The sequence below is a fragment of the Sphingomonas dokdonensis genome (assembly GCF_002197685.1).
Classification (GTDB): domain Bacteria; phylum Pseudomonadota; class Alphaproteobacteria; order Sphingomonadales; family Sphingomonadaceae; genus Sphingomonas; species Sphingomonas dokdonensis.
The window spans coordinates 208853-234393 of the sequence record NZ_NBBI01000004.1 but is presented as its reverse complement, the minus strand read 5'-3'; the positions used below and the strand labels follow the sequence as shown (position 1 = coordinate 234393).

Sequence of the window (25541 nt, the reverse complement as noted above, 5' to 3'; positions counted from 1 at the left end):
ATCAAAAACCAAGACGGCGGAGGCGGGCGTGACGGCTTTCCGCAACCGGGCCAAGCCCTTCTTCAGCCACGACCGCCGCGGGCGCTGCTTCATTGCCTGCTTGCGTCATCCAGGTCACCGCACCCAGCATGAACATGAGCCAGATGTAGCTGTTGTTCCACAGGTGGACGCTCACTGCGGCGATCATGATCGCGACAAGCGAGAAGATCGTTGCCAGCCGCATGTTCTGCTCCTGCGCGCTGCAGGCCGAGCGACGCGCGATGCGCCAGATGGTCAGAAGAAAGGCGCCGGCGAGCAGAAGAAAGGCTGGCAATCCGTAGCGATACGCAATGACGAGCCAGAAATTGTCCATGCTGGCATGCATGAACGCAGGTCTCTCCCAATCATCGGTGCCGTGGCCGAGCAACGGTGCGTCCATCACCGCGGCTGAGCCATATTGCCAGATGAGGATGCGATTATAGGAACTCTGCGCGCTGAAGGTCGCATAGTCGACGAACAGATGGAACGGCGTGCGATTGGAGAGAAGATCGGCCGTAACATAGAGGAACACGACAAGGCAGATCAGGATTGTCCAACGCTGTCTAACCTGTCGAAGCGCCGCATTCCACAGCATGAGCCCGAACTGGATGTTCATGCTGAGCAGGGCGCCGGTGGACAGCGACGTCATGGCCGACAGGATCACGATCGGCCCCGCGAGCGCCCGCTCCGGCCGACCTGGCGCCTTACGGAACATCAGGATGGCGGGCGAGATCAAGGTGGCAACGAACATGCCGAGCAGAATCGGATGTTCGAACACCCCCTGTGACCGCCCCAAGCCCCAGCGTGGATCCATGTTGGTCGGCAACAGCGTATGCCCCAGCAGGGCGGCAGCGTTGAGCAGGGGCTTGGCACCCGTGACGGACTCGATGATCAGAAACGGCATCATCAGCACGACGCCGACGATGGCAGTGCCGAAGACCAGGCGCGTCGCGACTGCATTGCGGACCAGCACGCGGCCAGCCAGGAAGGCGCCGGCGGTCTGAAGCATCACGATGCCGGCCGGCTCCACGGCGTTGCTGAATGGCAGCAGCACGAAGCGCGTGACAAAGGCCCAGGCGGCGCAGGCGAGGACAAGTATGTCGGTCGCCAGCCGCCCCCCCGCACGACCGCTCGCCCAGATGCCGATAAAGGGTAAAAAGCCGAGCGTCAGGAACAGCAGCGCCGGCGACAGAACGATCGGGCCGAGAAAGAAGACCGATGGCAGGAAGAGGGACGAGACGAAGAGAACAATGGCTGCTCTGGTGCGGAACGCAAGCGGCGCATCGGGCAGGGCAACAGTGTCGACCGGCGCGGCGGATGGCGTAGGCGGGGCGGGGGGAACAAGCCGCACGAGCCGGCCGTGGCGAACCGCCACCTTCGGGCGGGTCGCTGGCGGCGGCAGCTTCGCGGAGCGAACGGCCGATCGCGCCATCAGGCGCCGACCATTGCTGAAGTGCGGGGGTGCCGATCAGGCAATTGCCTGAAACCAACGTTTGACCACGACCTTCGCATTGAAGCGGTCGACATCAATCTGGCGCGCCGCGGGGATGGCGCCGATAAGGCTTGCCGCTACCGAGAAGGTCGAATGTCGGGAGTGGATCAGCCAATCGCACGCTGCGAGCGCGAACATGTCGATGACGGCATTCTCCGCCTCGCGCACAGGATCGTGCATCTGGGTGCCGGCATAGTGCAGCGCCTGCCCATCCTCGGCCAATTGCTTCGTCGTGGTGAACACGCGCGCGAAGCGATCCGTAATATAGGCTTGCGCCTCCGCGCTGTCGGTTGCCAGGAAGATGTCACTATCCGGAAAGCGCGCCCGCAACCGAGATAGTGCCCGTTCGATCTTGGCGAGCGGCACCTTGCGATCGGTGAAGCGGATGTGCACGCCGATGATGGGGCGGGGCCGATCCGCGAACAGATCGGCGATGCTCTGTCGCACGCGATCATTCGGCGTGAAGAAGCGGTGCAGCATGTCCTGCGTGATTGCGTCGAGATGGCGCCCGTCGAAGCGGCGGTCCGCCCGCAAGCGGCGGCGCAAACGGGCCAGTTTTGGGAGGTAGGACCAAAATACGCCGACCCGCGCCGCGGGGTCTCGTCCCGTCAGCGGAACGGACAAGCGACGGTAGATGAACGGGCTGGAATGTCGGTTCGGGAAGTGGCGGGCGATGATGCGCACCGGCTGCTCGGCCAAGCGGCCGGACCATAGATCGGGCGCAACCGACGTCGCGGCATCGAAGCAAGCTGGATCGATGCCGGTGGGATCGCGGAACAGCAAGGGATACAGGTTGGTGCCCTGCGGCACGTACAGCCCGTCGCGCCAGTCGATCACGGGGGTTCGCCCGGCGAGCTGGGCCAGGATCACACCGGTGACGCCGGCGAGCATGCGATTTCCCAAACCGCCTTTTGCCTTGATCAGCAACGCGCGCATGCTCTCGGCCGGGTGAGGCGTACCGGCGGGACCGGCATCGTTCGCCGCGCGCGGCAGCATCGGGCGGCGGGCGTCAGAGACGATCAACATGGCGGCGTAGGCTTTCGCTGTAGCGATCAAGGGAGCGGCCGGCGGCCCAGGCTTTGATGGCAGCGGCGCCGCCATCTGCCCTGGCGGGCGTGACGCGATTGCCCGGGGGGCGCGCGACGCGCTTGTTCGCGATCAGGTAGATGGGTGATCGATTGGCCCGCAGTTTCGCGTGGCCATTGACGCGGATCCAGCTTTTCTGATCAGGGTAGGCGGCGACGACGTTGTTCGTCAGGAGGAGCGATGTCGTGTCGGACAGAATTGCGATGCCATTGTACATTCCGCCGACGACCAGGTTGTCGGTCAAAACGACGTTCTTGTACGGAAGATCGTTCGCTTCATCGCGCATGAAGATGCCCTGCATCGGCTTGCCGCGACCGCGCAGGATCACGTTGCCGACGATCCTGATATTCTGTGCGGCGGCCTTTTGCCGGTTGGTCCAGAACTGGATGCCGTCGGGGTGGTCGGCCCCGGTCGGGCTGAAGCCGGTGATGTAGTTGTAGGCGATGAGGACGTCGGAATTGCCGCCGCCGCGGATCGCATCCATGCGCAAGTCATGGAAATAGCTGGATGTGACACTGACTCCCTTGGTGTCGAGCAGCGACAGCGCGATGCCGGCGTTTGTGAACTCTGCGCGGGAGATCAGGGCGTTCGTACAATCGCGCAATTGCATAATCTTGTCCGCCGCAAGGCCGATCGGGCCAAGGCGGCCGCTCGCGGCGATCTGGCTGATCCGCAGGTTGCGCAAGCCACGGAAGATGAAGTCCTCCTGCGCGGCCTTGCCTGATCCGCGCAGCACGAGATCGTTGAACGAAAGGTTTGCGCCGCCGCGCAGGTTCATCCCGGTCAGCACGGCGCGGTGTGCGGGATCTTGCGAGGTAATGGTTACCTCGCGCGTCGGCGTGACATCGCGCAAGGCGAAGGGGGCGTAGTCGCCCGGCGCGAGCAGGATGCGTTCGCCGCCGCGTACGCTGCGCAGCGCGGTGATCAGTTGCGGCGTGTTGCGGACCAGAACGACGCCGGGCCGAGCCGGCGCCGGCATCGCCGAACCCGCCAGAAAGGCGCCGGCGAGCACGGCAATCGTGGCCGAAACGGAGCGAGTTGAGGTGATCGGCATGGTCCCCCGCGGCGTGATGCTGCACCACCAGTATTACCGCGCGGCGCACCTGCTGCGGGAACAGTTGGCGCAGGAATGGATCAGCATTGACGCTGACCTATGAAGGAAGGAGATGAGCAATCCTTCGATGGCGAGCGAAGCTGATTGAACGGCTGTATGCCGCGCAACGTACGCGCAACCTGTCGCTTCGGCTGATGCGACGGTGGGATGGTGGCGAGATGGCGTCCTCCATGCTGCGCCAGCATCTGCTTGCGTCACACGGGGTGATGGTGGGCATGTATTCCTATGGCGCCATCATGCAGCCCGGCGTGCTGCCGCGCGGTACCGTGGTGGGCCGATGGTGCTCGGTCGGCGTGGGGCTGATCGTGCGACGGCGCGACCATCCGATCGAGCGGATGACGCAGCATCCCTATTTCTACAATGCGAAGTTGGGGCTGGTGGCGCAGGATACGATCCCGGTCGACGAAGATAATCCGCTGACAATCGGCAATGATGTGTGGATCGGCGACCGCGTGACGATCCTGAGCGGATGCCGGCACATCGGTGACGGCGCCGTGCTCGCGGCGGGCGCGGTGGTAACGCGCGACGTGCCAAGCTTCGCCATCATGGGCGGCGTGCCTGCGCGGCTGCTGCGGCCGCGCTTTCCCGAGGCGATCAGCGAACTGCTTGCACAATCGCGCTGGTGGGAGATCGATCTGGCGACCGTCTCCCGCTGGAAGACGCTGCTGTATGAACCACTGACCGTGAACGGTGCAGAGCAGCTTGTGATGGAATGCGAGCGGTTGCGGCGTGGGTGCGACGCCGAGCTCGCCGGCTAGTTCACGATCGGCAAGTTCTCTCTAGGTCTATCGGGGTGGCTAGTGACGTGGCATGTGCTTCACCGTCGAAGATCGCGCCCGTTCGCCCTTTGCCAGTAACAAAAGGAGCGAGCGTTGCCGCTCGCCCCTTCTCTCTCGATCAGCGCGTTTCCATGCGCAGGCCGATGCGGAACTGCCGGCCGAGCAGATCCGAGTAGGTGCTGTTTGCGGCCAGACCCGTCTCCGGCAGCAGCAGTGGCCAGCGATCGAAAAGGTTGGTCACGTTGATGAAGAACTGTGCATCTGAATTGCCGAACTGCACCTTCTGCGTGAAGTTCAGGTCCGCATAGAACACGCCGGACACGTGATTGCTCTCGTAGGTCGGTGCGGTGACCGTCGAGAGTGGGCAGCTGCTGGTGCACTCGACACCGTTGGCGACATATTTGCCCGAGCTGACGCCGCGACCGACCGCCGTGAGGGCGAAGTCGGGCGTGTCATAGGTGGCGCTGACGCGGTAGATCCACTTGGGTGTGGTCGATTGACCGCCGTTCACGCCCACCGAGTTGGTGATGACCGCGCCGGGCACCCCCGTGTCGAGGATGTTGTCGATGTAGCGCGTCGCCACGCCGCGGAGGGTGAAATTGCCCTCGCTTTCGGCGAAGAAGCGCGACAGCGGCATGCGGTACGACGCATCGATGTCGACGCCACGCACCGTCTGGCTGGCGGCGTTGAACGGCTGGCTGCGCACCAGCTTGTACGGCTGCCCCGGCGTCGAGCGATTGGGATCGTCGGAGATCGCCGCGCAGAGATCCTGGTTGCCGACATAGCACAGGTCAAAGATGCTCTGCGCGCTGAAGGTGGTGATCCCGTCCTCGATATCGATGTCGAAATAATCGACCGACAGGGCAAGGCCCGGCAAGAAGCGCGGGGTGAGCACGATGCCGGCGTTCCAGGAATCCGACTTTTCGACGCTCAGGTTGGTGTTGCCGGTGACGAAGCCGGAATAGCCAAAGGTTGCCGGGCCGTTCGCGCCGTTGGGCGTATAAGCCGGGTTGCGCACGGAATCGCTGTTGGCGGAACCGCCCTGATAGAGTTCGTTCAGGTTGGGCGCGCGGATGTCGCGCGAGCGGGTGACACGCAGGCGAAAGTCCTCGATCGGCTGCCAGGTGGCGCCCGCTTTCCACGTGGTCACATAACCGGCGGTGGAATAGTCGGTAGCGCGGACGGCACCGTTGAATTCCAGCCCGTAGCCGAGCGGGACCACCGTTTCGAGGAAAACTTCCTTCACGTTGTAGCTGCCGTTGGTGGGCAGGTAATTGCCGACCGACCAGGCGTTCGACGTCGTGGGGCGACCTTGTGCGTTCAGGCTGACCGCCGGCTGGAATTCGGTCGGGACGAAGCCGCGGATCTTTTCCTCGCGATATTCGAAGCCGGTCGCCACGCTGACATCGCCTGCCCAGGTGCGGAACGGCGTGACCGAGACGTTAAAGGCGGCGTTATACTGCTCGACCACTTCGTCGCGGTACGGATCGCCCAGCACATAGCCGATTGCCGCCGGGTTGGCGACGCCGATGCCGAGCCGATTCAGCGGCACGCAGGCCGGATCGTTGTTGGTTGCCACTGCATCGACGTTGACGAGGCACTGGATCGAGCCGGGCGTATAGCCGCTGCCCACCGGCGCAAAGGCGGCGGCGGTGGCATTATTCATGCGCCCGATGTTCATGATGTTGCGCAGCTGCTCGCGCAGATCGGCGCGGCCGTATTGGCCGTAGATGTTCCACACGGCGTCTTTGCCGAACACTTGCGCCGTGCCCTCCGCGCCGATGGCGTAACGCTGCACCTCGCGCTTGTTGTTGACGGCACGGAAAGGCAGGTCAGCCGCCGTGGTCGCCAGCGTGACGCCGGTGACGCCGGTAAGTGCCGACGCGCCCAGGGCATTGTAGAGGAAGGCGTTGCACGTCACCGGAACGGGTACGGTCGTGCAGCCGGTTGCGTTTAGCGCGATGCCGGTCGACAGGTTCGGACCGGCGTTGAAGAAGACCTCCTGCCAGTTGTACGACCCTTCGGCGAACACCTCGATATCGTCGGCGATCTCGTAGCTGGCGCGAGCAAAGACGCCGCGACGATCATCCTCGGGATCGAGCCCGATGCGGCGACCGGAATCGTTGACCTGCCAGCTGCCGCCCTGGGTCAGCGATGGCGCCGCGCTGCCGGTCGGTGAGGGGAAGGTAAGCGCGCCGTACTGATATTGGTTGATCGCGCCGAGATAGCCAAAATAGGTCCCGCGCAACTGGTTCGGACGCACGCCGGCGGAGCCGGTGATGAGGCCGCCGGGCGTCGAATTCGCCGCGCCGACCTGGCGGCGGATCAGATATTGCGGGGTGGTGCTGGTTGCCGTCCAGTTCGGATCCTGGATGCGGACATAGCCGGTCTGGTTCCAGTCGCGGTCGATCTTGAAGATGCCGTCGCGGTGCGCAAGCTCCGCGTTCAGGAGCAGGTGGCCACGGCCCTCGCTGCCCCAGGAGAGGCCGCCGGTGACCGAGAAGGAATAGTTTGCGCCATCGCCCTCTTCGGTGATGCCGCTGTCGATCGCGACCTTCAGCCCGGTGTACTTCTTGTCGAGCACGAAGTTGACGACACCGGCGACTGCGTCCGAACCGTAGGCGGACGATGCGCCGCCGGTGACGACCTCGATGCTCTTCACCAGAGCCTGTGGTATGGTGTTCACGTCGACCAATCCGGTGACGGTGGAGGCGACCGAACGGCGGCCGTCGAGCAGCACCAGCGTGCGGGTTTCGCCAAGATTGCGCAGGTTGAGCGCGTTGATGCCGGCCTGGCCGCTGGACAGGTTCAGGCGCGAGTTGGCCGGGCGCGTCGACCCGGCGAGCGCCGGGAGCTGATTGACGAAATCGGCGACGTTGTTCGACGGCGAGGAGTTCCGGATTTCCTGCTGCGTCAGCACCGTGAGCGGCGTGGGTGCCTGGAACCCATCGCGCACGATGCGCGTGCCGGTGACCACCACGTCCGGACCGTTGGCATCGTTGCTGGTGCCGGGCGCGGGATCGCCGATCTGGGCCGTTGCGGTGTTCGACGGCTGAGTTTGCGCCTGAGCCGGCGTGGCCAGGCCAGCGGCAAGGGCGATAAGCCCCGTCGTGCCGAGCATCGCCCTGGACAAGAAAATATCACGCATGTGCCGTCCCCCGAAAGCTTAAGAACTTGAACCAACCCGCGTGCGTCATGCTGTTGTCGCAGATCGCCAATATGGGTGGACGTTCTGGTACCGGGCGAAAGCCGTCAAGGGGCGGCGCTGGTCGGATTGTTTGCCGACCCATAGATTGCGAATATGGCCGCCCGTCTGAAGCGCTGCATAACCCCCTGCTATGCCTTGGGCTGCGCTTGTCATGGACGCACGCAGGGCGAGCACGTTAGCCTGCGCCGGGACGCATGTTGAAAGGATAGAAATGCTTCATCGGCGCCAGTTCCTGCTCGGCTCCGCAGCGACGGCGCTGGTTTCCACGGCCTGTCGCGGGCAGATGCGCGGCGTTGCCGGCAGCCGCAGCGTTTCGGGGTTGTCGGCGCCGATCGAGATTATCGACGATCGTTGGGGCGTCCCGCACATCCGCGCGCAGACCAAGGCCGATGCGTTTTTCGGCCAAGGCTATGTCGTGGCGCGCGACCGGCTGTTCCAGATCGATCTGGGGCACCGCCGCGAGCTCGGCCGGATGGCAGAAGCATTCGGCCCCGAATTCACGAAGCATGACGCGGTGGCCCGGCTGTTCCACTATCGCGGCGACCTGGAGGCCGAGCTTGCGCGCGTGCCGATGGAGGTGCGCGACTGTGTTGCGGGCTATATTGCCGGGGTTAACGCGCGCATCGCGGAGGTGGAGCGCAACGCCGGCGAGTTGCCGCTTGAATATCGCATTCTCGGCGTCATGCCGCTGCGTTGGGACATTCGCGACATGGTGCGCGCGCGTGGCAGCGCGATCGGCAATGCCGATGACGAAATCCGCCGGGCGAAGCTGGCCGCGCTGGGCCTGCTGGAGCTGGACGCGGTCGTCGCGCCGCTGCGACCGGCCTGGAAGCTGACGGTACCCGCCGGGCTGGACGTGGCAAAAGTGAGCGAGGCGGACCTTGGCGTGCTGCAGCTCGGTCGCCTGCCATTCGGGCCGGAGACGCCGACGCACGATCCGGACGAGCAGCTCGACCGCTCGCAGGCGGGATCGAACGCCTGGACGGTGGCGGGAAGCCGCACGGCGACCGGCCGCCCGATTCTCGCCAACGATCCGCACCTTGGCATTGGCGGGTTCGGGCCGCGGCACGTGGCGCATCTGACCGCACCGGGGCTGGACGTGATCGGCGGCGGGGCGCCAGGCCTGCCGGGCATCATGCAGGGGCATACCGATCGCTTCGCATTCGGCCGGACGAACTTCCACATCGACCAGCAGGATCTGTTCGTGATCGAGCTTGATCCTAACGACCCCGAGCGTTACCGGCACGATGGCGGGTGGAAGCGGTTCGAACGGGTCGAGGAGATGATCCCGGTCAAGGACGGTCCGCCGCAGAAAGTGCTGCTGCGCTACGCAGTGCAGGGTCCGGTGATCATGCACGATCCGGCGAAAGCACGGGCGACGGTGCTCGGCTCGATCGGCATGCAGCCGGGCGGGTTCGGCGCGTTCTCCATGGTGGCGATCAACCTGGCGCGCGATTGGAACAGCCTGAAAGACGCATTCAAGCTGCACCCGTCGCCGACCAATTTCCATTATGCCGACGTGGACGGCAATCACGGCTGGCAGGTCATCGGCTTCGTCCCGCAGCGCAAGAAGGGCGACGGGTTGATGCCGGTGCCGGGCGATGGCGCGTACGACTGGAACGGTTATCGCGACTTCCGCGCGCTGCCGAGCGCGTTCAACCCGAAGAAGGGCTGGTTCGCGTCGGCCAACCAGAACAATTTGCCAGCCGACTGGCCGCGCGATCGCATACCGGCCTTCTCGTTCCGCGATCCATATCGCTACGAGCGGGTGGCCGAGGTGCTGGCATCGCAGCCGCGCCATTCGGTCGCGGACAGCGTCGCCTTGCAGTTCGACACGCTATCGGCGCCGGCCAAGCAGTTCCTGGCGCTGCTGCCCAAGCGGCCGTCCGCTGGCGCGGCTTCGGCGGTGAAATTGCTGTCCGGCTGGGACGCGCGGCTCGACAAGGATAGCGGCGCCGCGGCGCTGTACGAGATTGTCTGGCGCGACCTGGGCAGGCGGATGCTGACGGCGATCGTGCCCGAGCAGGCGAAGGGCCTGGTGGACGAGATCGCGCCGTCCGAGCTGTTGCGACGTGCCGCGAGCCGGCCGGCGATGGTGGATGCGGCGTTGGCGAGCGGATGGGCCGAGGCGCAGCGGCTGCTGGGAAGCGACCCTGCCACTTGGCGCTGGGGGACGTTGCATCAGGTGCAGATCAGCCACCCCTTGTCCAGCATTCCGGCGATCGCAGCGGCGTTCCCGCCGATCGAGGGCGAAGGATCGGGCGGCGACAGCTACACCGTCATGGCGCGGTGGCTCGGCAGCGGGCCGAGCTGGCGTGTCGGCGGCGGTGCCAGCTATCTGCAAGTGATCGACGTGGGCGATTGGGATAGATCGGTGATGCTGAACCTGCCGGGACAATCGAATGATCCGCGCTCATCGCATTATCGCGATCAATACACGCCGTGGACCAAGGGCGATGTGCTGCCGATGACGTTCAGCCGCGCTGCGGTGGATGCGGCGACGGCCAACCGCTGGACGCTCACCCCACAAGGGAACGGCAAGTGAGGCGCGCGGGTCTTCGCGCCGGGGTGGGGCTGGCGGCGATGCTGGTGCTGGGCGGCGCCAACGAGGCGACGGTCGATGTCGTGATCCGTGGGGGCACGATCTACACGGGCGCGGACACGCCGCCGATCACCGGCGATGTGGAGATTGCGGGCGATCGCATCGTTTATGTCGGGCCGGGTCGTGGCACCCGCGCTGGACAAGTGGTGGACTCCAAGGGACAGATCGTCGCGCCCGGCTTCATCGACGCGCATACCCATCCCGACAGCTATATCCGGTCTGACGATCCCAAGGCGCGGCTCAACTTGCCGTGGCTCGCGCAGGGCGTGTCGACGATCGTGATCGGTGTCGACGGCTATGGCACGCCCGACGTGGGTGAGGACGGGCGCAAGCTGGAGGCGAGCGGCATCGGCACCAATGTGGTGCCGTTCGTCGGCTTTGGTGCAATCCGCCAGCGCGTGCTGGGCAAGGCTGATCGTGCGCCGACCCCGGCCGAACTGGCAGAGGAAAAGCGGCTGGCGGCAAAGGCGATGTGCGAGGGCGCCTATGGCTTGTCGGCGGGGCTGTTCTATCCGCCGCAGAGCTTCGCCAAAACCGACGAGGTGGCCGCAGTTGCGGCGGAGGCAGGCAAGCGCGGTGGTATGTACGACAGCCATCAACGCGACGAGTCGAACTATAATATCGGCCTCATCGCCTCCACCAAGGAAGCGATCGAGATCGGGCGACGGGCAGGCGCACCCGTGCATATTGCGCATCTGAAAGCGCTGGGCGTCGATCTGCACGGCAAGGCGCCCGAGTTGATCCGCACGATCAAGGACGCGCGCGCGGCCGGGCAGGACGTGACCGCCGATCAATATCCGTGGCTCGCCTCAGGTTCGAGCGTCGATGCCTCGCTGGTAACGGCGTGGGCGGTGGATGGCGGCTATCAATCGATGATCAAACGATTCGATACGCCCGAGATCATGGCGCGGATCAAAGCGGAAATGCGCGAGAATATGCGGCGGCGCGGGGGAGCGGAATCGCTGCTTCTGATTGCGCAGGGGCAGCCGTGGACCGGCAAGACGCTGGCGCAAATGGCCGCGACATGGAAGCTCGACCCGATCGATGCCGCGATCCGCATCCTGCGCGTGGCCAACGCCAGCGGCACCGAACCGGCCGGCGCCGCCGTCGCGAGCTTCAACATGGCGCCGCGCGACGTTGAACTGATCATGAAGCAGCCGTGGGTCGTCACCTCGTCTGACGGATCGAACGGGCACCCGCGGCAATATGCGACCTTCCCGAAGCTGTATCAGGATTATGTCGTCAAGCGGCCGGTGATCAGCATCGCGCAGTTCATCCGTCGATCGACCGGGGCCACGGCAGACATGTACCATATCAGCGGCCGTGGGTACCTGAAGCGCGGCCTGTTTGCGGATGTGGTCGTGTTCGATCCGGCCGCTTATGCGCCTCGTGCGGACTATATCCGGCCCCGCGAGCCGAGCGCGGGGGTGAAGGCGCTGTTCGTGAACGGCAAACTGGCGTTGAAGGACGGCGCGGTGACCGGTGCCGCCGCGGGCCGCGCGCTGCTTCGCCCGCGGCCTGCCGATTGCGGGCAATAGCCTTGCGTTATAGGCACAGCTGTGAGCACGATTGGCGGGTGAGCGCGCCAGCCATTTATCGTCCGGCATCATGACCATTCCGGCTCCATATCTGCTGTACCTCGGCCACTCCGACGACGAGTTCGGCCTCAAAACCTCGCGCGGCCTTGCCACGTTCCGACGCGAGGATTGCGTCGGCGAATGGCGCCATGACGATTGCCCGTTCAGCTTCGATCTGCCGCGCATGGATGCGGCCGCGGGGGCGGCGGCGGGCGCCAGGACGCTGGTACTGGGCATCGCCAATGCGGGCGGGCGTTTTCCCGAATGGATGATGGCGGATGCGCTGGCGGCGATCGCGGCGGGCATGAACCTGGCGTGTGGGCTGCACCAGCGATTGAAGGACGAGCCCCGGCTGGTTCAAGCTGCCAAGGCGGCGGGCGTGCAGCTGTTCGACATCCGCGATCCGCGGCGGGACCTGCCGGTGGGCAATGGCAAGAAGCGCGCGGGCAAGCGACTGCTGACGGTGGGTACCGATTGTTCGGTCGGAAAGATGTACACGACGTTGTGCCTGCGCGACGCGCTGCGCAGCCGCGGTGTGACGGCCGATTTCCGCGCAACGGGGCAGACCGGCATCCTGATCGCGGGTGATGGCGTGCCGCTCGACGCGGTGGTGGCAGACTTTATCGCGGGCGCGATCGAGGATCTGGCGCCGGCGCGGACGGACAACGGCTGGGATCTGATCGAAGGACAGGGATCGCTGTTCCACCCGGCATTTGCGGGCGTGTCGACCGGGTTGCTCCATGGCGCGCAGGCCGAGGCGCTGGTGATGTGCCACGATCCCAGCCGACCGCACATGCGCGGGCTGCCGCACTTTCCGCTGGTCGACCTTGCCGAATGCATCGAGGCAAATCTGCGCGTGGCGCGACTGACCAGTCCGGACGTGCGCTTCGTTGGTATTGCGCTCAACACGTCGAAATACGGCGAAGACGAGGCGTTTCGCCTGCTCGCCGCGACCGCCGACGAGCATGGCCTGCCGTGCACCGATCCGTTCCGCTTCGGCGCCGACACGATCATCGACCACTTGCTGGCTGCCGATGTCGCGTACGCTTGAGGCGCGCCACGACGGCTTTGCGCTGCACACCCCGTTCCGCATTTCGCGCGGGGTGAAGACGGTGGCCGATGTCGTCACCGTTACGGTGCGGCAGGGCGATCATGTCGGGCGGGGCGAGGGCGTGCCCTATCCGCGTTATGGCGAGACGGTCGACGGTTCGCTCGCTGCGATCGAAGACATCCGTTCGCTGATCGAGGGCGGGGCTTCTCGCGAGGAACTCGCCCGTGCAATGCCGGCTGGGGCGGCGCGCAATGCGGTCGATTGCGCGCTGTGGGACCTGGAGGGGCGACTCGCCGGCACGAGCGTGGCGGCGCTCGCCGGCCGTGCCGCGCCCGAAGCGCTGGCGTCTGCCATTACGATCGGGATCGATGCGCCCGAGGCGATGGCGACGGTGGCCGAGCGGCATGCAGCGGTTCCGCTGCTCAAGGTAAAGGTGAACCGCGACGAGGCGGAGGCACAGCTCGCCGCCGTGCGCGCGGTGGCGCCGGCACCGCGGCTGATCGTCGACCCTAACGAAAGCTGGCGGGTTGAGGATGTGGCGCGGTGGCAGGACCTACTGCTGCGCTATCGCGTCGACCTGCTGGAGCAGCCGGTGCCGGCCGACGACGATGCCGGGCTGGAGGGGCTTGGCAGCCGGATCCCGATCTGCGCCGACGAAGCGCTGCACACGCGCGCCGACCTGCCGCGGCTGCGCGGGCGATATGATTACGTCAACATCAAGCTCGACAAGACCGGCGGTCTGACCGAAGCGCTGGCGCTCGCCGATGCGGCGCTGGAGATGGGGTTTGGACTGATGGTGGGGTGCATGGTGTCGTCGTCGTTGGGCATCGCGCCGGCGATGCTGGTGGCCGAGCGGGCGTCGTTCGTGGATTTGGATGGGCCGCTGTGGCTGGCCGCCGATCGCGAAGGTGGCGTATGCGACGAGGCCGGCTGGATGCAGCCGCCCGCGCCCGGTTTCTGGGGAACGCCGGCGTGACCATCCTGCGTGGATGGTTCGCGATAACTTTGTGGAAGCGGGTGGTGGCCGGGCTGGTGCTCGGTGTTCTGCTCGGCGCGCTCTGGCCCGAGGCGGCGCCGGCGGTGAAGATCGTCGGCGACCTGTTCGTCCGGCTGATCAAGATGCTGGTCGTGCCGGTGGTGCTGATCACCATTGCCGCCGGCATTGCAGGGCTTGGCGATCCGCGGCGTCTCGGCCCGATCGGTGGGCGCACAATTGGCTTGTTCGCGCTGACCACGCTGATCGCGGTGTCGCTGGGGATGGCGATGGGGCTTCTGGTGCGGCCGGGCGAGGGGATCGCGCTCGCCGGGGTCGCGCCGCACGTGCTTGGCACGGCCGTATCGCCAAGCGACCAGTTGCTCTCGATCGTCCCCGCCAATATCATCGAGGCGCTCGCCAAGGGTGACATGCTGGCAATCATCTTTACCGCCATCCTGCTTGGCATCGGCAGCGTGTTGTCGGGCGAGGCGGGTAAGCCGGTGGTGGCGCTGCTCCAGGGGCTCGCCGCAGCGCTGATGCATATCGTGCGCATCGTGATGGAGGTGACGCCATTCGGCGTGTTTGCCCTGATCGCCAATGCGGTGGCGGCGAATGGCGCGGCGATGTTCGTCAACGTCGGATGGCTGGCGCTGTGCGTCGTTGCGGCGTCGCTGGCGCAGATGCTGGTGGTGCATGCCGGGCTGATCGCGCTGGTGGCGCGGCTGCCGGTGGTGCGTTTCTATCGCGGCATCGTGGATGCGCTGGCAATCGCGTTTTCGACCGCCTCATCGTCTGCGACGCTGCCGGTCGCGCTGCGCGTGGCGCAGGACAATTTGGGCGTGGCGCGGCCGGTTGCCTCCACCGTGCTGCCGCTGGGCGCGGCGATCGGAAAGGATGGCACGGCGATGTATGTCGGGCTGCTGGGGCAGTTCGCGCTTCAGGCGCTCGGCATCGTTCCCGATGCGCAGATGCTGGTGGTGATGCTGGTGACCGGCGCGCTCGCGGCATTCGGTACGGCGCCGGTGCCGTCCGCCTCGCTCTTCATGCTGGCGGCGATGCTCTCGGCGGTGGGGGTGGGAGCGGAGCAGACCGCGCTGGTAGTCGGCCTGGTGCTGCCGTTCGATCGGCTGCTCGACATGACGCGCACGGTGCCGTCGGCCTCCGCCAACCTTACCGTCGCGACGCTGGTGGCGCGGGCGGAAGGGGGCTTGGACGAGGCGCGGTTCCGCGGGCGGGTGGTCGAGTGAGGCTGGTGGCGCTAGGATCGCACCTGTGAACCTGCGCCATATCGAAATATTTCATGCCGTTTACGTCAACGGATCGGTTTCCGCCGCGGCCCGCGCGTTGAACGTCTCGCAGCCGTCGGTTTCGAAGACCTTGCGGCACGCCGAGACGCTGCTCGGCTTTGATCTTTTTCAGCGGATCGGCGGCCGGCTGGTGCCGACCGAGGACGCGCACAATCTGTTTGCCGATGTGGCGGAGATCCAGGAGCGGGTGCGCGCGTTGCGCGAGGCCGGGCGTAACATGCGCAGCGGCGGCGGCGGGCGGCTGCGCATCTCCGCATTGCCGAGCCTGGCGCTGGGCGCGCTGCCGGCGGCGGTTTCGCGGTTTCTCCAGCGGCACCCCGACGTCCATTTCGACCTGCAGACCGTCCACCACGACGATCTGCTGCGCAAATTGTACGAGCGCGAGACCGACATCGCCGTCGCCAGCGAGCCGCCGCGGGGCGCGGCGCTGAGCAACACCTGGCTTGGCGAAGGCGAGCTGGTGGTGCTGTATCGCGAGGAGGAGATGCCCGACGCGCCGCCGCGCGTGGAGTTATCCGAGCTGGCAAGCCGTCGGTTCATCTCGCTGGCGGGAAGCGGGCCGATCGGCACGCTGTTGACCGACGAGCTCGATCGGCTCGGCATCGCGCTCGATGAAGTGGTGGCGGCGCGGACGTTCTACATCGCGGCGGCGCTGGTGCGCGCGGGGGTGGGGGTGACGGTGGTGGACAGCTTCACCGCCGAGGCGTGGGTAGCCGACGGGCTGTCGATGCGGCCGCTCAAGCCGTCGCTGACGTTCGACATTCATGCCATCCACCTGCTCGATCGGCCGCCGTCTGCGCTGGCGAGCGAATTTCTCGCGACCCTGCGAGAGGAGATCGACCGGGAATGATGCTGATCCTGTTGCCGCTTCTGGCTGCCGCTGCGGCCGATGCTCCCGCGCCTGCTCCGTCGGTGTCACCGGAGGTTTCGGCGGCGCTCGCAACGGCGGCAGAAGGTACGCGGATCGGCCTGTTGGTGGTGGACGAGGCGGGGCGCGAGGTGGTCGCGGTGCGGCCGGACGAGCGGTTCGTGCCGGCCTCGAATACCAAGCTTTATACGACGGCGACGGCCTTTGCGATGCTGGATACCAGCGCGCCGGATGCTGGCGCGGGGGCGAGCGTGCGGCTGGAGCCGCGCGGTCCGGCGCGCGACGTGGTGCTGATCGGGGCGGGAGACGCGCGGCTTTCCAGCGCGGCGAATTGCCAAAGCGATTGCCTGTCGACCTTGGCCGAGGCGGTGGCTCGCGAGACGCGGGTGGTGGGTGATGTGATCGGCGACGACACCGCCTTTCCCGACGAGCACTGGCCCGCCGGGATGAGCTGGAACAACATGGTGGGGAAGTACGGTACGGCCGTCTCGGCGCTGACGATCGACGACAATGAGGTGGCGGTGACGATCCGGCCGGGCGCAGTCGGCGCGGCGGCCGAGGCGACGGGTGACGGCTATTTTCGGCTTGATAATCGGGTGGTTACGGTGCCGGCCGGGGGCAAGAGGTCGATCGGCTATATGCGCGAGCCGGGGAGTGACCTGCTGCGGCTGACGGGAACGATCCCGGCGGATGCGGCGCCCTATGAAATCGCGGTGGGGGTGGACGATCCGGCGCATCGGGCAGCGTGGCGGCTGGCGGCGCTGCTGCGGGCGGCGGGGGTGCGGGTCACGGGCAAGGTAGGCGTGCGGCATCGCGCCTTGATGCCGGCGGACGATCCCGCCGTGCGTGGCGGCGCGCCAGCGGCGAAGCCGCCGCTCGCGCCGGTGCTGGCGCGGGTGGTGCCGGCGTCGCTGGGCGAGGATCTGGTGCATACCAACAAGGTGAGCCAGAATTTGCACACCGAGTTGTTGCTGCGCCGGGTGGGCTCAGTTTCGGGCAGCGGGTCGGTCGCGGATGGGCATGCGGCGATGGACAAGGTGTTGAAAGAAGCCGGGATTGCGCGCTGGCAATATGACTTTGGCGATGGCTCGGGGATGTCGAACTACAACCGCGTGACGCCGCGGGCGAGCGTGACGCTGCTGCGCTGGGGGGCGGGGCAGCCGTGGGGTGCGGCGTGGCGGCAGACGCTGCCGATCGCGGGGCAGGACGGGACGTTGCGCAACCGGTTCAAGGGTACGCTGCTGGAGGGCAAGCTGTTCGCCAAGACGGGGTCGCTGAATGCGGCCAATGCGCTGGCCGGGTATTTCACGGCGAGAAGCGGGCGGCAGTTTACCTTTGCCGCTTATGCCAACGACATGCCGGGTGATGTGAGCGCCACCGCGGCGATCGATGCGGCGCTGGTGGCGGTCGCGGAGGCGCATTAGATTTGGCCGCCGGCGACTGCGCATCGGGTGTGGGTCGGCCTGTCCTTAGCGCAATTTGGCCTCGAATGCGGCGATGACGGCCTCGCCCGTTTCCGGGCGCAGATCGAAGATGCCGCTGTCAAAATGACGGGTCGGGTGAACGCGGTTGGTGAGCAGCGTCCAGGCGAGGCCGCGATCGAAATCGACCCATAATCCGGTGCCGGTGAAGCCGGTGTGGCCGATCGTGCCGGGCGAGCAGGTCTGGCCGCCGGACCAGCCGGGAAAGCGGATTTCCCAGCCGGCGGTGCGGTGGCCCTCCACGGGCGTGCGGATCGCCTCGAGCATGGCGGGCGAGGCGCCCGAGCCGTCGAGCAGGACTTGCGCGAAATCGAGGACGCCGTCGATCGTGCCGAAGAGGCCGGCGTGGCCGGTGCGGCCGCCCATCGCCGAGCAATTTTCGTCGTGCACCTCGCCCTTCAGGACGCGGCCGCGCCATTGGCAATGTTCGGTGGCGACGGCGGGGCCGGGGGGCGGGCCCCAGGAGAGGCCATTGCTGAGCGGCCAGGCATCGAGCCCGGCGCCGGTCAGCCGCTCAACCGCGATGCCGAGCAGGATGAAGTTGATGTCAGAATAGACCGGCGGGCCGTGGCGCCACTCGCGCTGGAGGACGAAGGCGCGCAGGCGCGCGGGATCGTCGCCATAGGTGTAGATCGGCTCGACCGCGGGCAGAAAGGTGCGGTGGACGAGGCAATCGCGGAAGGTGAGGCGGCGTTCGGGCGCGTTCGCGATATCATATTGGCGGAGGTCTGGGATCGCATCGGTGAGCGGGCGATCGAGATCGAGCCGGCCTTCGTCCGCCAGCTTCAGGATAAAGGTGGTGGTGGCGATCACCTTGCTGACCGAGGCGAGATCGAACCAGTGATCGCGGGTGAGTGGCTCCTCGGTCGGTACGCGCTGCGCGAGGCCGGTGAGTTCGACGGCGCGCTGGCCGTCGGCGGTGACGAGGCCGAGCGCGGCGCCCGGGATGCGCCCGGCCTCCACCGCGGCAGCGGCGGGCGCGAAGGCGCGGGCGGTGATGTCCTGGATCATGCGGCCTCTTCGGTGCGGGGACGGATGCGCGCGAGCAGCGGCAGGAAGATCACCGCCACGAGACTGAGCGCGCCCGAGAGAAGGAAGAAATTGTCGTAGCCGATCTGGCCGACGATCGTGCCGCCAGCGCCCGACAGGAGGCGCGGCAGGAGGAAGGCGAAGCCGGTGAGAAAGGCATATTGCGCGCCGGGGAAGCGCGGGTTCACCAACAGCGAGAGATAGACGACGAACACCGCGCCGGCAAAGCCGTTGCCGAACTGATCGGCGCCGGTCGCGATGTAGAGCATTCCCTCGCTGACCGGTTGCTGGGCGAGCCAGACGAAGCCGAAATTACCGATCGCCGCCACCAATGCGCCGAGCGCCAGCATCCACATCATCGAATAGCGCGTGACCAGCCAGCCGGCGAGCCCGACGCCGATCGCACTGGCGGCGAGCGCGACGACGCTGTCCGCCCGGCCGATCTGCGACAGCGAATAGCCGAGATCCTTGATCATCGGTTTGGACAGGTTCAGCGCGAGCACGTCGCCCATGCGATAGAGCGAGACAAAGGCCATCAGCGTCAGCGCGGCAAAGCCGTAGCGCCAGAAGAAATCGACATAGGGGCCAAGCAGCGCCGAGCGGCGGATCGGCGCGTCGGCGGGGGCGCGGCGGATCTGCGGCAGGGCGGCGGCCATGAGCAGGAACGGGAGCATGCAGCAGCCGAGCACCCAAGGCGTGACGTTGGTATCGGCATCGACGCCGGCGCCCGCTGCGGACGAGAGGATGACCCAGCCGATGACGGCGGTGATTGCCGCCGTCGCCGCGATGATGGCGATGCTGGCGATGACGCCGGTGACCAGCGCGGGCAGGCGATCGCGTGCGTCAGCGGTGTCCCCGCGCATCGCCGCGAGGATCGGGAAGGGGAGAAACGCGGCCGCGGCGATGGCGAGATAGGCGATCGTCCAGCCACCCCAATCGGCAAGCAGCAGCGCGCCGCTGCCCGCCGCGACCATGGCGCCGCGATAGCCCCACAGGTTTGCCGCGACGATCGGCCCTTGCTCGTCCTGCGTCGGGTACAGCTCGATACGCCAGGCGTCGGCGGCGATCTCCAGCGTGGTCGTCCAGAACGCCAGCAGCACGGCGAACAGCGCGGTGAGCGCAAGACTGGCGTCGCTGGCGGTCAGCGCCATCGCGACGAGCGAGGTAAAGATGCCGAGCTGCGCCAGCATCATCCAGCCGCGCCGCTGACCGTAGAAGCGCGCAAAGCCGGGGATGGCGTAGCGATCGAGCAGCGGCGCCCAGACGAACTTCAGCGTCGGCAGCAACTGCACCCAGGCGAAGAAGCCGATGACGGCGAGGACCACGCCATGCGCCTGCAGCCGGAGCGCCAGCACGGTGGAAAACATGTAGAAGGGCAGCCCCGCCGCGAAGCCGAGAACACCGTAGAGCGCCATGCCGCGGCGGTCGACGGGGGCTGGGGTGGCAGGGGGCTCGGCGAGCGCCGCCGGGGCGGCCAGATCGGTCATGCCACCGATCGTTCATCGCGCGGCGGGCCGCGTCAATCCCGGTGGGGCGATGAGGCATGTTGTCATCACCATGGGTTATACCGGCAAGACAAGCCGATATGGGCGCGCGTCGGCCCGCCGGGCGCAGAAGGATGAGCGAGATGGTGACCTGGTATCTTGGCGTGGACGCCGGCGGCAGTCACTGCCGCGCGCGGCTGATTGACGGCACCGGTCAGGTGCGGGGCACCGGCAATGCCGGGCCGGCGAACATGCGGATCGGCGTGGAGGCGGTGGCCGCGGTTCTGAACGACGTGATCGATCAGGCGATGGCGGCGGCGGGGCTGGACCGAGGCCGGCGCAGTGAGATCGCGGCGGGGATCGGCATTGCCGGGCTGTCGCGGCCCGGCAGTGCGGAGGCGCTGCGTGCGATCGACCTGGGGCTGGCCAGCGTGGCGCTTGCCACCGATGCGGCGATCGCGAACCTTGGCGCGCACGGCGGACGCGATGGCGCGACGCTGATCCTGGGGACCGGCAGTATCGCGCAGTTGCGGGTGAACGATACCGACTTCGCCATCGGCGGCTATGGCTTTCCCATTTCGGACGAGGGCAGCGGGGCGGCGCTGGGGCTGTCGGCGATGCGGCATGCGCTGCGCGCGCTCGACGGGCGCACCGCGCGCACGCCGCTGGCGCTGGCAATCGCGGCCCGCTTTGCCCATGCCATTCCGCAGGCGATCGCGTGGATGGACCGCGCGACGCCTGCCGATTATGCCGCGCTGGCGCCGATCGTGATCCAGCATGCGCAGGCCGATGACCCGATCGCGCGATCGATCGTGGAGGATGCCGCGGGGCATGTGGAGCGGTTCATCGAGACGATCTTCGAGCGCGGCGCGCCCGCCTGCGCGCTGCTCGGCGGTCTGGCGCCGCATCTGCGGCCGTGGCTGCGCGCGCGCACGGTGGCGCAACTCAGCGAGCCGCAGGGCGACGCGCTGGACGGCGCCCTGTTTCTGGCCGGCCATGCCGCGCAGGATGTGAAGGCGGCATGAGCGCGCTGCTTGGCCTTGGCGACATGCTGGCGGGACGGTTCGGCGAGCGGTGGATCGCGCATGAGGCGGGCCGGGCGCAGTTCATGGCGGCCGAGGGGCACCATGCGGCGGGCATGCCCGATGTGGTGGCGCAACCGCGCACGATCGAAGACGTGCAGATGCTGATGGCGGCGGCGCACGCGGCGGGCGTGCCGGTGGTGCCGCTGGGCGTCGGCACCTCGCTTGAGGGGAATGCCGGCGCGGTGGCGGGCGCGGTCTCGGTCGACCTGTCGGGCATGAACCGGGTGCTGGAGGTCGCGCCCGAGGATCTGCTCTGCGTGGTGGAGCCGGGGGTGACGCGCGAGGCGCTGAACGAGGAATTGCGCGCGACCGGGCTGTTCTTTCCGATCGATCCGGGCGCGAATGCGACGCTGGGCGGGATGATCTCGACGCGGGCGTCGGGCACGAACGCGGTGCGCTACGGCACGATGCGCGAAAATGTGCTGGGGCTGCGCGTGGTGCTGCCCGACGGCACCCTGATCCGCACCGGCAGCCGGGCGCGCAAGTCCGCCGCCGGCTACGACCTGACGCACCTGTTCGCCGGATCGGAGGGGACGCTGGGGCTGATCGTCGAGGCGAGCGTGCGGCTGCACGGGATACCCGAGGCGGTGCTGGCCGGCAGCTGGGGCTTCGACAGCCTCGATGGCGCGGTGCAGACGGTGATCGAGACGATCCAGAGCGGCGTGCCGGTGGCGCGCATGGAGCTGCTCGATCCGGTCGCGATCCGGGCGTGCAATGCCTATGCGGGGCTGACGCTGGCCGAACAGCCGACCTTGTTCGTCGAACTGCACGGGTCGCCGCGTGGGGTGGCGGAACAGCGCGAGATGCTGTCGGCGATCGGCGCGGAGCATGGCGGCGGCGCGCTGACGATCTCCGCCGATCGCGACGAGCAGCGCCGGCTGTGGCGGGCGCGGCATGCGGCGTTGCCGGCGGCGCGCGCGATGGTGACGGATGCCGTGACCTGGTCGACCGACATCTGTGTGCCGATCTCCAAGCTGGCCGGCGCGATCAGCGGCGCGCGCGCGGCGATCGACGCGGCCGGGCTGCTGGCGCCGATCCTGGGGCATGTCGGCGACGGCAATTACCATGTCTTCTTCGTCCTGCGGCGCGACGATGCGGCGGGATGGGCCAAGGCGCGGGCGGTGAACGAAGAGCTGATCGACTATGCGCTGTCGGTCGGCGGTACCTGCACCGGCGAGCATGGCATCGGGATCGGCAAGCGCGGCGCGCTGGTGCGCGAGCATGGCGCCGATGCGGTCGCGCTGATGCGGCGGATCAAGGCGGCGATCGATCCGGCGGGGCTGATGAACCCGGGCAAGATCTTTGCGGAAGAATGAAACGATGAGCACCGAAACCGTCGATCCGCGCTACGTATCGCTCGACCAATGGCCGTCCGCCACTGCCGTCGAGGCGATGCTCGAGGGGCAGATGGCGGCGATCGCGGCGATCAAGGGCCAGGTGGGCGCAATCGCGGCGGCGGCCGAAACGGCGGCGCGGCGGCTGGGCGATGATGGCCGGCTGATCTACGCCGGGGCGGGCACGTCGGGCCGGGTCGCGGTGCAGGATGGGGTGGAGCTGTTCCCGACCTATAACTGGCCGCAGGAGCGCTGCGTCTTCCTGATGGCGGGTGGGCCGGGCGCGCTCTTAGAAAGCGTGGAGGGCGCGGAGGACGATGCGGCGGCCGGGCGGGTCGCGGTGGCGGAGACTATGGTCGGCGCGCGCGATGTGGTGATCGGGGTGGCGGCGAGTGGGCGCACGCCCTTCACGGTGGCGGTGATCGAGGCGGCGCGCGCGGCGGGGGCGCTGACGATCGGGGTAGCGAACAATCCCGGACAAGGCCTGCTGACCGCGGCGGAACATGGCATCCTGGTCGACACCGGCAGCGAGGTGGTGGCGGGGTCGACGCGGATGAAGGCGGGCACGGCGCAGAAGGCGGTGCTGAACCTCCTGTCCACCACGATCATGGTGCGCCGCGGGCTGGTGCATCGCGGGCTGATGGTGAACATGCGCGTGTCCAACCGCAAGCTGCGCGGGCGGGCCGAGGCGATGGTGGCGGATCTTGCCGGCGTGTCGCGCGCGGCGGCGGCGGCGGCGCTGGATACGGCAAACGAGGATATCCGCGCGGCGGTGCTGATCGCGCAGGGTGCGTCGCGGAGCGAGGCGGACGCGCTGCTGCGCGCGCATGACGGCAGTCTGTCGGCGGCGATGGCCGCGCGGTGATCGCCACCGCGCGGCGCATCGGTCAGTAACGGAAGCTGACGGTGCCGAGCACGGTGCGCGGCGGGCCGTAGTAGCTCTGGTCGAAGGTCAGCGCGCTGAGATACCGGTGGTTCGTGACGTTGCGCACGTTGACGCCGACCGCGACATTGGGGGTCAGCTCGTAACGGGCCATCAGGTCGGCCAGCACGTAATCGCCCTGTTCGAGCCGGATCGGATCGCCCGCCGGGGTCAGCCCGCCGGGTTCGAAGTAGAAACTGCTTTGATACTGGATCGACGTGCCGAGCTTCAGCTTCGGCAGCGAAGGCGGCGAATAGGTGAGGTTCAGTCGGCCGATGTTGCGCGGCACGAAGGTGCGCTCGGGCTGATCGTCCTCGTCGCGGATGCGCATGGTGGTGAAGCCGCCGGTCGCCTGGAGGCCGGGGGCGAGCTCGCCGCCGAATTCCAGCTCGATCCCCTGCGACTTGGCATCGACGGGGGTGAAGACGGTGCGGCCGAGCGCGGGGTCGAACTGGCCGAAGGCGGTGTTGTTCTGGCGTGCCTGGAAGACCGCCGCGCTGGCGTAGAGGCGCCCGCCGAACCATTCGCCCTTGATGCCGGCCTCCAGATTGTCGCCGACGATCGGCGGCAGGATCTCGTTGGTGGCGCTGACCTCTACCTGCGGGCGGAAGATCTTGGCGTAGCTGCCGTAGAGGCTGAGGTTCGACGTGACGTCGAACGTCGCGCCGACGAAGGGCGAGAAGCGCGACCGGTCGTATGCCTGCGGGGTGCCGTAGGAATCGCCCTCGCTGGTGGCGTGGGTGTAATTGCCGCCGAGCATGATCTTGAGCTGGTCGCTGGGGTTCAGCCGCACGAGGCCGTAGATCGTCTCGCGCACCAGATGGGTGTCGAGGCTGAGTTCGTACGGCTCGGGGAAGTTCACCTTCGGGAAATTGCCCTGGAAGAAGGTGTCGAGCGACAGCGGGATGCCGACCTGGCTGTAATCGTAGCTGGAATATTGGCGGTACTTTTCCGCGCCGCGCTGCAGGCCGAGCACCACCTCGTGATCGCGCCCGCCGACCGCCAGCTTGCCGCTGAGATAGCCGTCGATCGTCAGGTTGCGGGTCTGGCCGCGGAACGCGCCGGGGTAGCTGAAGATCGCGCGGGTGTCGTCCGGGTTGGCCGGATCGCCGACGTCGATGCCGCCCGGCGCACCGCGCACCGGATTGCCGTAGACGTAGAACAGCGTGTCATCCTCGCTGATCGCGCGGCGCAGGACGGAGAGCTTGCCCGTCCAGCCGTTGCCGAAATCATGCGTGATGTCGCCGAAGATCTGGCGGTCGATCACGCCCCATGACGACCATTCGGGCGCGTAATTGGCGTCGCGGCCGAACTCCAGCCGCGTGCCGTCGGTATAATAGAGCGGGATGGCGCCCCACATCGCGCCGCGGCTGCGGTGATCCTGATGGCCGTAGCCGCCGCTGAGCACGGTGTTGGGGCCGATGTCGGCCTCGACGATGCCATAGCCGGTCCAGCGCTTGAGGCCGTAGCGATCGAGATGGCTGTCGGTATCGAGGTAGGCGCCGACGGCGCGAGCGCGGATCGAGCCGTCGCGGGTGATCGGCACGCTGACATCGGCATCGAGGCGCAGATTGTCGAACGAGCCATATTGCGCGCTCGCCGACGCCTTCAGCTCGCGATAGGGGCGCTTGCGGACGAAATTGACGACGGCGGAGGGGTTGCCGGTCGGCGAGAGCAGGCCGGGTGCGCCGCGGACCACCTCGACGCGGTCGTAGATGGCGGTATCGATCGAACCGGTCTGGATGCCGAAGGAGAAGGGCAGGCCGACGCCATCGATCTGGAAGGTCTGAATGTCGAAGCCGCGCGCCGAATAATAGATACGGTCGGTGTCGGACGTGAGCACGCTGACGCCGGGCACGGTGGTGAGCAGGGCGTTGACGTCGTTGAGCTGGAAATCCTCGATCTGCGCGCGGGTGACGACGCTGATCGATTGCGGCGTTTCGCGCTGGCTCAGCTCGATGCGCGTGGCGGTGCGCTGCGTCTTCACGCCGTAATCGTCGCTGCCCTCGCTGCGATCACCGGTAACGACGATGTCGTCGCCGCGCTGCGGCTCCTCGACCGCGACGGGCGCCGCCACGCTGGCGACGCTGGCGAGCAACATGCTCATGACACTCATTAGGCCCTCCCG

The 25541-nt window shown here is 67.2% G+C and carries 18 protein-coding genes; 11 read left to right on the top strand and 7 right to left on the bottom strand.

Going from position 1 to position 25541, the window contains the following annotated elements:
* Position 1: 1 nt before the first annotated feature.
* The 3 genes from SPDO_RS11905 to SPDO_RS11895 form a co-directional block, all read right to left on the bottom strand.
* Entirely contained in the window at positions 2-1393 is a 1392-nt protein-coding gene (locus tag SPDO_RS11905; protein ID WP_158212190.1) for an O-antigen ligase family protein, read from the bottom strand.
* Positions 1394-1486: 93 nt separating this feature from the next.
* The gene (locus SPDO_RS11900) at positions 1487-2536 is read right to left on the bottom strand and encodes a nodulation protein NodZ (protein WP_211280075.1); all 1050 of its coding nucleotides are present in this window, start codon (positions 2534-2536) and stop codon (positions 1487-1489) included.
* Positions 2520-3650, bottom strand: a complete 1131-nt coding sequence (locus SPDO_RS11895; RefSeq protein WP_088367710.1) for a right-handed parallel beta-helix repeat-containing protein — start codon at positions 3648-3650, stop codon at positions 2520-2522. The genes SPDO_RS11900 and SPDO_RS11895 overlap by 17 nt, the downstream gene beginning before the upstream one ends.
* Before the next feature lie 194 nt (positions 3651-3844).
* Here SPDO_RS11895 and SPDO_RS11890 point away from each other — a divergent pair, with 194 nt between their 5' ends.
* A complete protein-coding gene (locus SPDO_RS11890) occupies positions 3845-4468 on the top strand; it encodes a CatB-related O-acetyltransferase (protein WP_088367709.1) in 624 nt (207 codons plus the stop codon).
* 139 nt (positions 4469-4607) lie between these two features.
* On the opposite strand, the gene SPDO_RS11885 is transcribed toward SPDO_RS11890, so the two are convergent.
* Entirely contained in the window at positions 4608-7637 is a 3030-nt protein-coding gene (locus tag SPDO_RS11885) for a TonB-dependent receptor plug domain-containing protein (RefSeq protein WP_245829433.1), read from the bottom strand.
* A gap of 271 nt (positions 7638-7908) precedes the next feature.
* Here SPDO_RS11885 and SPDO_RS11880 point away from each other — a divergent pair, with 271 nt between their 5' ends.
* The 7 genes from SPDO_RS11880 to dacB all read left to right on the top strand — a co-directional run bounded on the left by SPDO_RS11880 (position 7909) and on the right by dacB (position 17502).
* The gene (locus SPDO_RS11880) at positions 7909-10242 is read left to right on the top strand and encodes a penicillin acylase family protein (protein WP_088367707.1); all 2334 of its coding nucleotides are present in this window, start codon (positions 7909-7911) and stop codon (positions 10240-10242) included.
* A gap of 38 nt (positions 10243-10280) precedes the next feature.
* Positions 10281-11837: an N-acyl-D-amino-acid deacylase family protein gene (locus tag SPDO_RS11875; protein WP_088367859.1), complete on the top strand. Its 1557-nt coding sequence runs from the start codon at positions 10281-10283 to the stop codon at positions 11835-11837.
* Positions 11838-11907: 70 nt separating this feature from the next.
* Positions 11908-12927 carry an N-acetyltransferase DgcN gene (dgcN, locus tag SPDO_RS11870; protein WP_088367706.1) on the top strand — a complete coding sequence of 340 codons (1020 nt, stop codon included), beginning with the start codon at positions 11908-11910 and terminating at the stop codon, positions 12925-12927.
* Positions 12911-13903, top strand: coding sequence for an N-acetyl-D-Glu racemase DgcA (dgcA, locus tag SPDO_RS11865; RefSeq protein ID WP_088367705.1), 993 nt, complete (start codon positions 12911-12913; stop codon positions 13901-13903). The genes dgcN and dgcA overlap by 17 nt, the downstream gene beginning before the upstream one ends.
* Complete coding sequence (locus tag SPDO_RS11860) at positions 13900-15150, top strand: dicarboxylate/amino acid:cation symporter (RefSeq protein WP_088367858.1); 1251 nt, start codon at positions 13900-13902, stop codon at positions 15148-15150. Before dgcA ends, SPDO_RS11860 begins: the two co-directional genes overlap by 4 nt.
* A gap of 25 nt (positions 15151-15175) precedes the next feature.
* The gene (locus tag SPDO_RS11855) at positions 15176-16060 is read left to right on the top strand and encodes a LysR family transcriptional regulator (protein ID WP_088367704.1); all 885 of its coding nucleotides are present in this window, start codon (positions 15176-15178) and stop codon (positions 16058-16060) included.
* On the top strand, positions 16057-17502 hold the full coding sequence (gene dacB / locus SPDO_RS11850; RefSeq protein ID WP_245829431.1) for a D-alanyl-D-alanine carboxypeptidase/D-alanyl-D-alanine endopeptidase: 1446 nt from the start codon (positions 16057-16059) through the stop codon (positions 17500-17502). The genes SPDO_RS11855 and dacB overlap by 4 nt, the downstream gene beginning before the upstream one ends.
* Before the next feature lie 45 nt (positions 17503-17547).
* On the opposite strand, the gene SPDO_RS11845 is transcribed toward dacB, so the two are convergent.
* Together SPDO_RS11845 and SPDO_RS11840 are read right to left on the bottom strand one after the other, a co-directional pair.
* A complete protein-coding gene (locus SPDO_RS11845; RefSeq protein WP_088367703.1) occupies positions 17548-18570 on the bottom strand; it encodes a serine hydrolase domain-containing protein in 1023 nt (340 codons plus the stop codon).
* A complete protein-coding gene (locus SPDO_RS11840; protein WP_245829429.1) occupies positions 18567-20075 on the bottom strand; it encodes an MFS transporter in 1509 nt (502 codons plus the stop codon). The genes SPDO_RS11845 and SPDO_RS11840 overlap by 4 nt, the downstream gene beginning before the upstream one ends.
* A gap of 131 nt (positions 20076-20206) precedes the next feature.
* Here SPDO_RS11840 and SPDO_RS11835 point away from each other — a divergent pair, with 131 nt between their 5' ends.
* Genes SPDO_RS11835 through SPDO_RS11825 form a run of 3 tightly spaced genes read left to right on the top strand, consistent with a single transcriptional unit; the run spans position 20207 to position 23356 of the window.
* Positions 20207-21097, top strand: coding sequence for a glucosamine kinase nucleotide-binding domain-containing protein (locus SPDO_RS11835; RefSeq protein ID WP_342746672.1), 891 nt, complete (start codon positions 20207-20209; stop codon positions 21095-21097).
* A complete protein-coding gene (locus SPDO_RS11830; RefSeq protein ID WP_088367702.1) occupies positions 21094-22473 on the top strand; it encodes an FAD-binding oxidoreductase in 1380 nt (459 codons plus the stop codon). The genes SPDO_RS11835 and SPDO_RS11830 overlap by 4 nt, the downstream gene beginning before the upstream one ends.
* Before the next feature lie 4 nt (positions 22474-22477).
* Positions 22478-23356 (top strand): N-acetylmuramic acid 6-phosphate etherase, encoded by an 879-nt coding sequence (locus SPDO_RS11825; RefSeq protein WP_088367701.1) that lies wholly within the window; start codon positions 22478-22480, stop codon positions 23354-23356.
* Positions 23357-23378: 22 nt separating this feature from the next.
* Here SPDO_RS11825 and SPDO_RS11820 read toward each other — a convergent pair whose 3' ends face one another.
* On the bottom strand, positions 23379-25520 hold the full coding sequence (locus SPDO_RS11820; protein WP_211280074.1) for a TonB-dependent siderophore receptor: 2142 nt from the start codon (positions 25518-25520) through the stop codon (positions 23379-23381).
* Positions 25521-25541: the final 21 nt, after the last annotated feature.